We start from the raw sequence: 13,238 nt of genomic DNA, 5'->3' as shown, positions 1-13,238 counted from the left end.
AGTCGCGCCACTTCTACCGGGCACCCATCATGTCGCTTCGCAAGACCTCCCTGCTGCTGTGCCTGCTGTTGGCCACGGCGTCCACCTGGGCACAGATCGGCCAGCGCTTCCCGTCCGAGAAGCGCGTCGTGCCCGACCCCGTCACCGGCGCGCTGCTGACCTTCCTGACCACACAGCCGCGCGGCGACTCCAAGATCTACCCCAGCCATCCGCAGTGGACGGCCGACGGCCAGTGGCTGGTGTTCCGCTCCAACCGCGTCAAGGGCGAAGCCATCGCCGTCAGCGAGGCCAGCGGCGAGATGGTGCAGGTCACCGAGGGCGGCTACGACGGCATGCTCAACCTCGCGCAGTCGGGCGGCAACAAGCTCTACTTCCTGCGGCCCGACAGGAAGGGCGCCCCCAAGGCCATGCAGGCCATCGAGGTCGACCTGGACCGCGTCTTCGCCGACAGCCGCGCCGGCATGATCAAGCCGGCCAGCAGCTACCAGCGCGTCATCGGCACGCTGCCGCCCGAGCTGGAGGCCGTAGGCGACAACGCGCTGGATGCCGACGGCCAGTGGTTCTACTTCCGCATCCAGGGCAAGGCCTACGCCGGTGCCCGCCTGCCCGCTGGTACCAAGATCGAGCCACCTTTCGGCCCGCGCGGCATGGGTGCCGGGCCGCATGCCATCGGCAAGATCAATGTGCAGACGGGCGAGATCCGCCACGTCGTCTCGGTGCCCTTCCAGATCGGCCACATCCAGAGCAACAGCTGGAACCCGGGCGAACTGGTGTTCAGCTGGGAGACGGGCGGCAAGTCACCGCAGCGGACCTGGACGGTCAAGGGCGACGGCACCGGCCTGCGGCCGCTCTACCCCGAAGCACCGTATGAATGGGTCACGCACGAGGCCTTCATCGGCAAGGACGAGGTGGCGCTGGCCATCATGGGCCACCGCGCTATTCCCGGCGTCGTTGATCCGAACCGGCCGGCCGCCACCGACGTGGGCGGCGCCAACCCCGGTCAGGACGCCGCCTGGGGCGATGCCGGCACGCGCGAGAAGCCGACGGGCCTGGCCATCGTCAACCTGCGCACGCGGGAGATGACGATTGCCGGCCAGACGCCCTCGGGCAGCGGCCTGTGGCATGTCCACGGCTCGTCAGACGGGCGCTTTGCGGTTGGCGACGACTTCAGCCGCAGCCTCTACCTGATCGACCGCAAGACGCGCGAAATGATCCTGCTGACCACCGGCCACAAGACCACGGCGCGCGACCACCCGCACCCGACCTTCAGCCCGGACGGCAAGAAGATCCAGATCCAGTCCGCCATGCTCGCCGCCGACGGACGCGAGATGAATATCTGCATCGTGCCGGTACCCCAGGCTTGGCTTGAGCGCAAGCCGTGAGCTTGTACGCTGACGGTTCGACGCCAATATTCAAATATTGATATTCGATTCGTTCGAATGAAACCGCCGCGGGCGGGTTTGTTGATATTGAAAATCAGGCGTCATATTGCCTAACGCTCAAATTGCCGGCACGCGGCTGGCGCATGGCCGCATCACTGGCCATTGGGCCGTTGTGCGCTCAGCCGCTGGGCCGGGTTAATCAGGAATTTGCGCGAATCTGCGCCTTTCAAGGGTTTTTGCGGAGCCGAAGCAATCACGGTCGTGATTCTTTGCCGGCATGTGAACACGGCAGGAAACCGGCCTCTAGACTGTCTTCGGGGCAATAAAGAGAGCCTTTTCGAGTTCTCCCCGGTTGATATTTTCGGAGACAGACAAAATGCTGAAGAAGATTCACGGTGGTTCGCCGGTTTCGCGTTGGACGCCGCTGGCCCTGGCTATCTCGGCGGCCCTGGCCGGCCAGGCGCACGCCCAGCAGCCCGCCGCGCCGGCTGATGCCGCTTCGGCACCTGCGGCCGCCGACAAGGCCAAGGCCCAGCAGCTCGACACGGTCACCGTCACCGGCATCCGCCGCTCCATCCAGAGCGCCATCGACCGCAAGCGCAACGCCTCCACCGTCAGCGACAGCATCGTTGCGGAAGACATCGACCAGTTCCCGGACAAGAACGTCGGTGAGGCGCTGTCGCGCATCACCGGCGTGCAGCTGTCGCGCTCGTTCGGCGAAGGCTCGCAGGTCTCCATCCGCGGCGTTGAGCCCAACCTGAACCGCGTCGAGATCAACGGCATGTCGGTGCTGGGCACCGCCGGCACCGCGGGCCGGGGCGCCGAGCTGCGCGAGCTGGCGTCGGAGCTGATCGCCTCCATCGACGTCATCAAGGGCTCCACCGCCGACCTGACCGAAGGCGGCATCGGCGGCACGGTGCGCATCACGACGCGCAAGCCGCTGGACTTCACCAAGCGCACCATCGCCGGCACGCTGTCGGCCGAGCAGGGCAGCCTGCGCGGCGGCACGCAGCCACGCGGCACGCTGCTGCTGGCCGACAAGTTCCTGGACGGCAAGCTGGGCCTGATGGCCAACCTCGTTTACGACAAGATCTACACGCGCGGCGACTTCTCGCGCAACACGTCCTGGGCCTTCCTGCGCGACTGGGACTTCTCGGCCGACAAGACCCTCACCAGCCTGAACGCCAACGCCGCGGCAGTCACCACTTCGGCCGGCTGCAACAGCCTGGCCGCCGCCGACCAGGCGCCCTGCCGGAGCCAGTGGTTCGACTACTCGCCGCGCATCTCGCGCTACGGCATCTGGACCCGCGACCACGAGCGCAGCTCCGCCGAACTGACCGCTCAATACCAGTTCACCAAGGAACTGGACGCCTACGTGAGCTACCAGGCCAACACGCAGGCGCAGCGGCTCAACGACATGAACTACGGCACCGACTTCTCGGCGGTGACGCGGCTGAACTCGGCGGGCAATGCGCCCGTCTACTCGGCCACCGGCGTTCCGTCGGGAGGCACCTGCGTGGCCGCGCCGGCGGCCGCCACGCCGGCCGGCATGACGGTGGAGAACCACCACGTCACGCAGTTCACGGTGGGCAACTGCCTGAACGTGGCCGGCCAGGGTGGCCAGGGCGCGTTCAGCACGTCGGCACGCGATTTCGCGTTGGACGTCAAGTCCAAGTACACCTCCGCGGGCTTCAAGTTCAAGAACGACAAGTGGCGCGTCGAAGGCCTGCTGGGTGACTCCAAGTCGGACTACAAGAGCGAGAGCAACAACATCGTGCTGACGCAGAACGCGCCCGGCCTGGTCGTCAAGCTCGACGCCAACCACCTGCCGCAGTTCACCTTCCCGACGGCCTACAGCCCCGACAACGCGTCGTCCTATGTCCAGGCCCAGCTGCAGTACCGCCCCTCGGCCACGAAGAACACTGAGCGCCAGGGCAAGCTGGACTTCCAGTACAACTTCGACCACAACTTTTTCCAAAGCCTGTGGTTCGGCGGTCAGATGCGCGAATCCACCTCGCGCCAGTACAACGGCGGCGGCTACCTGGTGCAGAACAACGGCAGCCTCGCCGCCACCAACGAGGCGGTGGACATCAACGCCCGCACGGCCAACGTCAACCAGACCCTCATCTGGGACCCGCTCTACACCGGCGCGGCACAACGCCCGAACGACGCGCAGACCTTCATCAACAGCGGCTTCAAGACGTCTTATGTGACCGGCGCGCGCATGCAGGAGGTCGTCAACACGATCCGCACGAAGTCGCCCGGCACCTTCATGGGCGGCTATGGCGACGTCTCTGGCGTTCCCACCAACTGGACGGCCCCGAGCTACGCGGCCACGGTGGCATCGAACATCTTCGATACCAGCGATTTCTCCCACAAGTACCTGTACGAGACGCCCGGCAGCGACGGCAAAACCTATCCGCAGATCCCGGCCTTCGACATCACCGAGAAGATCAAGTCGGGCTATGCCCGGCTGGATTGGGGTACCGAGATTTTCGGCCTGCCGCTGGACGGCAATGTCGGCGTTCGCTACACCCGCACCGACGTTACATCGACCGGCTTGCAGGTGGATCGCACCTGCGATCCGGCCGCTGTGTCGACCTGCTCAGTCCTTGTGAACAGCAACAAGGTGGTGTCGCTCAGCAACAGCTATAACGACGTGCTGCCCAGCCTGAACGCCACGCTGCAGTTGCTTAACGGCAAGCTGTTGGTGCGCGGCGGTGCGGCCAAGGTGATGGCGCGTCCGGCGATCGACCTGCTGGCGCCCAACGTCACCTGCACGACCGGCAGTGGTAGCCCCGCGCGCCCTGGCGGCGACGGCACCGACGACTGCACGGCCGGCAACCCCGACCTCAAGCCCTACCGCGCCACCAAGTACGACCTGAGCCTGGAGTACTACCCCAGCCGCGACACGCAGGTCAGCCTGGCCACCTTCCGCACCAACATCGGTACCTATGTCCGCACGGGTGTCATGAGCCGTGGCGTCGATTTCTACGGCGACGGCCGCATCTTCGACGTGACGCAGCCCGTCAACGGCGAGGGCGCCAAGACGCAGGGCCTGGAGCTGGCCGGCCGCACGGCGCTGTCCTTCCTGCCGGGCTTGTTCGGCAACTTCGGCGTGGATGCCAACTACACCCACATGACGTTCAGCTACGCCAAGGGCAACGAGCTCATCAGCCCGCTGGACAACTCGGTGCTGCCCTATCCAGGCCTGTCGAAGAACTCCTACAACTTGGGTCTGTGGTACGACGACGGCAACTTCAACGCGCGCCTGGCCTACGCTTATCGCGACAAGTACTACACCGGCGGCAACGACGTGTCGGGCAACCCGAACTTCAGCGACAAGACCGGCTACCTGGACGCCAAGATCCAGTGGAAGGCGACGAAGAACTTCACGCTGGCCCTGGAAGCCAAGAACCTGACCAACCAGGCCGAGCTGACTTATGCCGGCGACCTGGGCCGGCCCAACGAGCTGGCCTGGTCGGGCCGCCGCTACTACGTCACACTGGGCTACAAGCTCTGACCTGAATTGGACTCCCGGGCCGGCATGGCCTCTGTGTTGCGCTGATCGCGCACCGGCCCCCGCCTCCGCTGGGGCCGCTTTTTTTGACCGCCACCATGAGTCTTCTGCGCCATCTCCTCGTCTGCTGCCTGTTGTTGGCCGGCGCAGCTCAAGCACAGCCCAGGCAGATGGAGAGGCTTGATCGCGGCGTCGTTGCGTTGACGACTTCGTCCGGCGTGTTCGTCAGCTGGCGCCTGTTGGGCACCGAGCCGGCCGGCGTGCGTTTCAACGTCTACCGCGACGGCCAGCGCGTCACCCATGAGCCTCAGGCGCTGACCAACCTGGTCGATGCACAAGGCCGCAGCGACAGCCTCTATACCGTGCGCGCCGTTGTGGGCGGCCAGGAGCAGCCTGCGTCCGCCGCCGTCGCGCCGTGGAGCCAGCCCTATCTGCGCGTGCCGCTGCAAAAGCCCGAAGGCGGCGTGACGCCCGACGGCTTGGCCTACCGCTACGAGGCCAACGACGGCGCAGCGGCCGACCTCGACGGCGACGGCCAATACGAACTCGTCGTGAAATGGCAGCCTACCAACGCGCATGACAACTCGCACAAGGGCCACACAGGCCACACGCTGCTGGACGCCTACAAGCTCGACGGCACGCGGCTGTGGCGCATCGACCTTGGCCAGAACATCCGCGCCGGCGCCCACTACACCAGCTTCCTTGCCTACGACTTCGATGGCGACGGCAAGGCCGAAGTGATGATGAAGACGGCCGACGGCACGGTGGATGGCGCGGGCATGGTGATTGGCGACGCCAAGGCCGACTACCGCAACGAGGCGGGCTATGTGCTGGCCGGGCCGGAGTTCCTGACCGTATTCAACGGCCTGACCGGCGCGGCTATGGCCACCGTGAACTACACGCCGCCGCGCGGCGACGTGCAGGCCTGGGGCGACGCCTACGGCAACCGCGTCGACCGCTTCCTGGCCGGTGTGGCCTACCTCGACGGCCAGCGCCCCAGCGCGGTGTTTTCGCGCGGCTACTACACCCGCGCCGTGCTGGCCGCCTGGGACTGGCGCGATGGCAAGCTGACGCAGCGGTGGGTGTTCGACAGCGACGCGGATGCTGCGAGCAAGCCCGCTGCGGGCCAAGGCGCGCATTGGTTTTCGGTGGTCGACGTCAACGGCGACGGCCTGGACGACATCATCTACGGCGCTGCCACCATCTCCGGCACCGGCAAACTGCTCTACAGCACCGGCCTGTGCCACGGCGACGCGCTGCACGTCAGCGCCTTCGACCCGGCGCGCGAGGGCCAGCAAGTTTTCATGGTCCACGAGACTCCGCGCTGCTACGGCGAGCATGGGCTGGAGATGCACGACGCCGCCACCGGCAAGCTGCTGTGGAGCATGTCCGGCAAGAACACCGACGTAGGCCGCGGTGTCTGCTTCGACATCGACCCGGCCTACCCCGGCGCCGAATGCTGGGGCTCTGTCGGCGGCCTGATGAGCGCTGGCGGCAAGCTCATCAGCGAGCAGCACCCCAACCGCTACAACTTCGCCATCTGGTGGGACGGCGACCTGCTGCGCGAGTCACTGGACCATGTCGCCATCGACAAGTGGAACCCCGCCACCTTCAAGTTCGAGAACGTGCTGAACGGCAAGAAGTTTGGTGCGGCGTCCAACAACGGCACCAAGGGCAACCCGGTGTTGTCGGCCGACCTGTTCGGCGACTGGCGCGAGGAAGTCGTCTGGCGCAACGAGGACAGCACGGCCCTGCTGGTCTTCTCGACGGCCGTGCCGACTGAGCACCGCCTCGTCACGCTGATGCACGACCCGCAATACCGCGTGCAGGTGGCCGCGCAGAACGCCGGCTACAACCAGCCGCCGCACACCAGCTTCCACCTCGGCCACGGGATGAAGCCGCCGCGCTACTTGGCCGTCACGACGCCATGAAGTTCATTGCGCTGTTGCTGCTGGCACTGCTTGCCGGCTGCGCTGCTCCCGAACCGGCACCGCGGCCGCTCTACCGAGACCCGGTGCTGGACGGCGCGGCCGATGTCTCCCTCGTCTTCAACCGTGGCCTGAAGCGCTGGGAGATGTTCTACACCAACCGTCGCGCGACGATGCGGCTGGACGACCCCAAGGACGTGACCTGGGTGCACGCCACGCCCATCGGCATCGCGACGACGGACGACGGCAACCGCTGGCGCGCGTCGGGCGAGGCGAAGTTCCCTGCCGAGTGCACCGGCGCCACGCTGTGGGCGCCAGAGATCCAGGACTTCGACGGCGTGTACCACCTGTGGCTCACCATCGTGCCCGGCGTGCACAAGAGCTGGACGGGCGAGCGGCGCATCGAGCACCTCACCAGCACGGACCTGCGCAACTGGACCTGCGCCGGCAAGGCGGAGCTGGGCTCGCCCAAGGTCATCGACGCGTCCGTCATCCGCGCGCCGCAGGGCGGCTGGCGCATGTGGTTCAAGGACGAGCAGGGCGGCAGCAAGCTCAAGGTGGCCGACAGCCCCGACATGAAGACCTGGACCGTGCGCGGCCCGGTCAGCCCGCTGCCCGGTGAAGGGCCGACGGTGTTCCAGTTCGCCGGCAAATGGTGGCTGGTGGCCGATCTGTGGAAGGGGCTGCTGGTGCTGCGCTCCGACGACGCCGAGAACTGGCAGGAGCAGCCCACGCGACTGCTGGCCGGCATCGGCGAGCATCCCACCGACCGCGCCAAGGGCCAGCACCCGGGCGTCACCGTTGTCGACGGCCGGGCTTACCTCTTCTACTTCACGCACCAGAGCGGCGAGCCTGAAGCGAAGGCCGACGACCGCTGGCACCAGCGCACCGTCATCCAGGTCGCGGAGATGAAGCTGCAGGACGGCTGGCTGACCGTGGACCGCAACGCGCCGCCGCCCGATCTGCGGTCTGCATTCAAGGCCCGCTGATGCGCGCGCTGCTGCTGGGTCTGTGGATCGGTCTGGCTGGCACCGCGCAAGCCGGGCTCAACGTTGCAACCAAGGCCACGCCGGGCAGCGTGCCGCTCGACGGCGCCGTCATCGTCGCCGCGCCGGATGCCGATCCGCTCGAAGCTTTTGTTGCCCAGGACCTCGCGGATGACCTGAAGCGCCTCGGCCTGCGCGCCAGCATGGGCAACAACAAAGGCGCCGTGCAGATCTGGGTAGGCGCCGCCGGCCACCACGCGGCCATCGACGCATCAGGTCTGGACCTCAGCAAGCTCAAGGGCTGCTGGGAGTGCTTCCAGATCGCGTTGTTGCGCGACCCCGCACCGGGCGTGAAAGCGGCTCTCGTCATCGCCGGCGCCGACCGCCGCGGCACGGCCTATGGTGTCTACACGCTGAGCCAGGCGCTGGGCGTGTCGCCCTGGCATTGGTGGGCGGACGTCGCGCCGCTCAAGCGCGGGCCATTGCATGTCAGCCTGACCGAGCCGCTGCACGACGGCCCCGCCGTGAAGTACCGCGGCCTGTTCATCAACGACGAGGACTGGGGCCTCTTCCCCTGGGCCTCTCGCACCTTCGAGCCCGAGGCCCGCACCATCGGCCCGCGCACCTACGAGCAGGTCTTCCGCCTGCTGCTGCGCCTCAAGGCCAACACGCTGTGGCCGGCCATGCACCAGGTGTCGGGCGCCTTCAACGCCGATCCGCGCAATGCCGAGCTCGCGCAGCGCTATGGCATCGTCATGGGCTCATCCCACGCGGAGCCGATGCTGCGCAACAACGTCGCCGAGTGGAAGGCGGCGGCCGAGCAGTACAACTACGCAACCCATCCCGAACAGGTGCGCGACTACTGGGCCGAGCGGCTGAAGACGAACGGCCGGTTTGAGAACCTCTACACGCTGGGCATGCGCGGCATCCACGACTCCGGCATGCAGGGCGGCGGCACCGTGGCCGAGAAGCAGGCGCTGTTGAACCACCTGATTGCCGACCAGCGCGAGCTGCTCGCCAAACATGTGGGCGACCCGACGCAGTTGCCGCAGGTCTTTGTGCCCTACAAGGAAGTGCTGCCTTTGCTGCCCGGGCTGGCCCTGCCCGACGACGTGACGCTGGTCTGGCCCGACGACAACTTCGGCTACATCCGCCAGTTCCCCGACGCGGAGCAGACCAAGCGCTCAGGCGGCTCGGGCGTGTACTACCACCTAAGTTATCTCGGCGCGCCGCTGTCCTATCTGTGGCTGTCCACCACGCCGCCCGCACTCGTCGCCGAAGAAATGGGCCGCGCCTTCGATGCCGGCGCGCAGCGGCTGTGGATCGCCAACGCCGGCGACATCAAGCCGCACGAGGTCAACCTCAGCCACTGGTTCGACCTGGCCTGGAACCCGGCCGCCGTGCGGGCGCAGGGCCAGCAGGCCTACCTTCGTGAGCTGGCGCAGCGGCTCTTCGGCGTTGCTGGCATCGCCGCCGAGATCGCCGCGAGTTGGGACGGCTACTACCGCCTCAACTTCGAGCGCCGCCCCGAGCATCTGCAATATCACCTGCCCGGTGAACGCGTGAAGCGCAGTGGCCTGGCGCCGGCCGTCATCGACGAGCGCCTGGATCGCTTCGCCCAGCTGCTTGCCCGCCTGGACGCCGTGCGCCCTCGGATCGCCGCCGCGCAGCGCGACGGTTTCTTCCAACTGGTCGAATACCCGCTGCGCGCTTCGGCCCTGGCCAACGAGCGCTTCTTCGCGTTGGAGCGCTACGCGGCGACGATGGAGCGCGATCCCGCTGGTGCCCGCCGCTTCGCCGCCCAGGCCGTGCGCGCCGATCAGCGCCTCAAGGCCTTGACCGCGCGCTGCAACGGCGGCCGCTGGGCCGGCATCCTGGCCGAGGAACCGGCCGATGGCCTTTGGACCAGCTACCGCCAGCAGGCGCCGTTGCTACCGGCCGCCGGATTGGGTGGCAGCACGGCCGATGCGCTGAGCGACATCGCGAAAGCCGCTGCCGACCTCGCACCCGTGGCCACGGCCGCTGCAGCGCCACCCGCGCTGCGTGTGACCGCCTCGCAGGGCTGGCGCCTCATCCCCGGCCTCGGTCGCGGCGACGGCGTGCTCGCCGCACAGCAGCCCGGCTCGACCTTGGCGCTGCAAGCGCAGGCACCCGCCGGCGCCAGCTGCCTGCGCGTCTACGTGCTCCCCACCTACCCGTTGACCGCAGGCGAGCCCTGGCAGGCTGACGTGGTCGTCGACGGCCAGACCCACCCACTGCGCTGGCCGCGCGGCGTGCAGGACGCCGCCTGGGGGCAGGGCGTGCTGGCCAATCGACTGAGCGCATCCCTGACCCTGCCAGAACGCGCCGCCGGAACGCTGCGGCTGCAACTGGCGGCCGGCCAGCGCGACCTGATGTTCGATGGCGCCGAACTGCTGCCCGGCGCCTGCCGCTCCTGACCGCGAGTCAGAATTCCCAACCTTGTTGACCCCACCTCCCCATGAGAGCACGCATCCCAGTCACGCTGATCCCTTGTCTGCTGGCCCTCACAGGCGCCGCTCATGCGCAGACGACTTGCGTCGCAGATTTCTCGGCGTTCGGCCAGGGGCGGTTTGCCGTCGAGATCAAGGCGAGACCGGACGGACGATTTGATGCGGTGGTCAACGGCAGCACGACGAACGCGGCCACCTCGCCCGTGGACGAAGTCGTCCGCCCCGGCTTGAACCTCGCTGCCGATCCCCATGGCAAGGAGGTTGCGCAGTTCAATGCCGCCGAACGCTCGCTGGTGCACCTGCAGGGTCTTCGCGAATCCCCGAAGACGCGTGACTTCGTCAATCTGCCGTTCTCGCCCGCCGACGTGCGGCGGCTCAGGACGTTCGACCTCATCGGCAAGACGGACAAGTTCGGCGGCCAGGTTCTGATGGAGGCCTTCGACGAGCAGGGTGCCTCGCTCGGCAAGGTGCTCCGCCGCGTGCTCGTCGCAACGTGCCGGTAACCGCTTCTGAGGTGACCTCGTGAAACTTGCTTCGCTCGCCCTTGCCGCCCTGCTCGCCGCCTCGGCCTGCCAAGCCCAGAACCCGCTGGCCCTCGGCAAGGACCTGCGCACCGCCGATCCCTCCGGCCACGTCTGGCCCGACGGCAGGATGTGGCTCTACACCTCGCACGACGAGGAATGCCAGGCCGACTTCCACATGAAGGACTGGACCGCCTTCTCGTCCACCGACCTCGTCAACTGGACGAACCACGGCGCGGTGCTGTCGGTCAAGGACCTGAAGTGGGCTGACGACTACGCCTGGGCGCCCGACGCGGCCTACAAGAACGGCAAGTACTACCTCGTCTTCCCCGCCGGCACCGGCGTCAAGGACCGCCAGAACCCGAAGAACAGCACCAAGTGGATGGGCATCGGCATCGCCGAGAGCGACTCACCCGCCGGCCCCTTCAAGGACATGATCGGCGCGCCGTTGTGGCGCAAGCCCTACGCCAATGACCCGGTGCTGTTCGTCGACGACGACGGCCGCGCCTACCTCTACAGCCGCACATCAGGCGTCAACTACCTGGTGGCGGAGATGGCTGACGACATGCGCAGCATCAAGGGAGAGCTGCAGAAGATGGACATGGGCGGCTACGAGCCGCCGATGGAAGGCCCGTGGGTGTTCAAGCGCAATGGCCTGTACTACTTCACCATGCCCGAGCACAACCGCATCCTGACCTATTACACGGGCACCTCGCCCAAAGGCCCGTGGACCTACCGCGGCGTCATCATGGACGCCGAGGGCGGCAACAACCACCACTCCATCGTCCAGTACAAAGGCCAGTGGCTGCTGTTCTATCACCGCTGGCTGGACGTCTCCGGCGCGGCTTGCGCAAAGAAGCAGCGGCACGTGGCGGCGGAGTACCTGCACTTCAATGACGACGGCACGATCCGCAAGGTCGAGCGCACGGAGCAAGGCGTGGGCGACTTCCCGCAGCGCGCCGCGAAGCGCTGAGGGGGAGCGATGAACGCTGATGAATCGATCAACGCGCTGGCGCGGCAGGCCCGCGCGCATTGGGAGGCCGGGCGCCTCGACGCGGCCGAGGCCTGCTTTGTCCGAGCCATCGCCGCAGCCGGCGGGCAGGCGGGTGTCGCCGACCTGCACGGCCAGCTGGCGGCCGTGATGGACGGTGCCGGCCGTCTGGCCGATGCCGTCGCCCAATCCGAACTGGCGCTGGCGGCAGAACTGGCGCTGGGGCAGGGGGACTCGCAGCCCAGCGTGAAGGTGGCGCGCTACTTTTTGGCGGACCGGCTGCTGCGCCTGGCGGAGACCGGGCGGGCGCTGAAGGTGCTGGCGCCGTCGCTGGCCGCCCTGCCCGATGACTGGCTGCTGAACACCGCGCAGGCCGAGGCGCTGCTGGCCGTCGGCCGCGCCGACGAGGCCAGGGCCGCGGCCCGGCGTGCGCTGGCGAATGCCGGCTCGGACGCCAAGCGTGCCCAGTTGGCCGAACGCCTGCAGGCGGTACTGCGGGATTGATGGCCCGCTCGCTATCGCCGCTGCAGACGGGTCATCCAGAGCAGCAGTACCTTTAGCCAGCGGCTCGTCCGGTGTCTCTTGTGCCTCGCTCGGCCAGGGTGCGCCACACCGTCATGGTGCGAGCCGTGCGGCTTGGCGGCTTGGGGACTCGCCCGGGCGTCAGCAGGTCCATGGCCTGGATGGCGCGAACCAGGAAGGGCAGGGCGAAGAGCAGCGGCATGGCCATCAGGCGGAGCGCCTCGGCCGTTCCCGCCGGGAACTGGAACAGCTGATGGACGGAGAACGGCAGCGTGTGCACGTGCTGGGCGAGCTGCATCGTGACCGCCTTGTGCCAGCCGGCGTCCACGCCGCTCATCTCGCAGCGCTGGCGCCGGCTCAAGTGGAAGTCTGGCGGATCGTTGCGCCGAAGGCGCAGGCGCAGCTCTGCCTGCTGCACGGCCGGCAGCGAGGCCATGTACTCGTGCGCTTCCAGCGCCAGCTGCAGCCGCGCTGCATCGGCCAGGATGCCGGCGACCGCCGGGTTCGTCGAGCCGGTGCCGCCGAGGATCTTCAGGCGGCGCGTGGCGTCATGCAACTCCCAGAGCCGGATGCGGAAGCTGCGCTCGGACTCCGGCACTTGATGACCCGCGATGTACTCAAAGGCGTCATGGGCCTCGATGACGCAGCGCGCCAGGGCGCTCATGGACGGCAGATCCCACAGATCGAGAGGCGGCTGCTGGGTGGGGTCAGGCGCCAGCCGGCGCAAGGCGGTGCCGTGGGACAGCAGCTTGGCGAAGATCTGTTCGCCATAGCTGACATGCACAGCCGAGAGGGGCTGGCCGATCAGGGCCGCGGAAACCGCCTTGCCATGTTCGAGCACGGCGTCGAACTCGCGCAGCTTGGAACGGTAGTCAGCCCAGGTATTGATCTCTTGCAGCATGCTTGCTTTATTGCCC

General features: G+C 67.5%; 9 protein-coding genes. 8 read left to right on the top strand and 1 reads right to left on the bottom strand.

Features of this window, described 5'->3' with window-relative positions; translation table 11 throughout:
- The first annotated feature begins 29 nt into the window (after positions 1-29).
- From ACXJKM_RS02275 to ACXJKM_RS02240, 8 genes are all read left to right on the top strand, one after another.
- On the top strand, positions 30-1,382 hold the full coding sequence (locus ACXJKM_RS02275) for a hypothetical protein (RefSeq protein WP_457350002.1): 1,353 nt from the start codon (positions 30-32) through the stop codon (positions 1,380-1,382).
- Between the two features lie 376 nt (positions 1,383-1,758).
- On the top strand, positions 1,759-4,905 hold the full coding sequence (locus ACXJKM_RS02270; RefSeq protein ID WP_457350000.1) for a TonB-dependent receptor: 3,147 nt from the start codon (positions 1,759-1,761) through the stop codon (positions 4,903-4,905).
- Between the two features lie 95 nt (positions 4,906-5,000).
- A complete protein-coding gene (locus tag ACXJKM_RS02265) occupies positions 5,001-6,833 on the top strand; it encodes a rhamnogalacturonan lyase (RefSeq protein ID WP_457349998.1) in 1,833 nt (610 codons plus the stop codon).
- On the top strand, positions 6,830-7,819 hold the full coding sequence (locus tag ACXJKM_RS02260) for a hypothetical protein (protein WP_457349996.1): 990 nt from the start codon (positions 6,830-6,832) through the stop codon (positions 7,817-7,819). Before ACXJKM_RS02265 ends, ACXJKM_RS02260 begins: the two co-directional genes overlap by 4 nt.
- Entirely contained in the window at positions 7,819-10,254 is a 2,436-nt protein-coding gene (locus ACXJKM_RS02255) for a glycosyl hydrolase 115 family protein (RefSeq protein WP_457349994.1), read from the top strand. Before ACXJKM_RS02260 ends, ACXJKM_RS02255 begins: the two co-directional genes overlap by 1 nt.
- Before the next feature lie 41 nt (positions 10,255-10,295).
- The gene (locus tag ACXJKM_RS02250) at positions 10,296-10,790 is read left to right on the top strand and encodes a hypothetical protein (protein ID WP_457323306.1); all 495 of its coding nucleotides are present in this window, start codon (positions 10,296-10,298) and stop codon (positions 10,788-10,790) included.
- Positions 10,791-10,809: 19 nt separating this feature from the next.
- On the top strand, positions 10,810-11,781 hold the full coding sequence (locus tag ACXJKM_RS02245) for a family 43 glycosylhydrolase (protein ID WP_457349992.1): 972 nt from the start codon (positions 10,810-10,812) through the stop codon (positions 11,779-11,781).
- A gap of 9 nt (positions 11,782-11,790) precedes the next feature.
- The gene (locus tag ACXJKM_RS02240; RefSeq protein ID WP_457349990.1) at positions 11,791-12,303 is read left to right on the top strand and encodes a hypothetical protein; all 513 of its coding nucleotides are present in this window, start codon (positions 11,791-11,793) and stop codon (positions 12,301-12,303) included.
- A gap of 52 nt (positions 12,304-12,355) precedes the next feature.
- Here the strand turns inward: ACXJKM_RS02240 and ACXJKM_RS02235 are convergent, their stop codons facing one another.
- The gene (locus tag ACXJKM_RS02235; RefSeq protein WP_457349988.1) at positions 12,356-13,222 is read right to left on the bottom strand and encodes a hypothetical protein; all 867 of its coding nucleotides are present in this window, start codon (positions 13,220-13,222) and stop codon (positions 12,356-12,358) included.
- Positions 13,223-13,238: the final 16 nt, after the last annotated feature.

This window comes from Roseateles sp. P5_D6 (assembly GCF_054049415.1).
The sequence above is the reverse complement of the archived record's forward strand: the minus strand, read 5'-3'. Positions and strand labels throughout refer to the sequence as shown.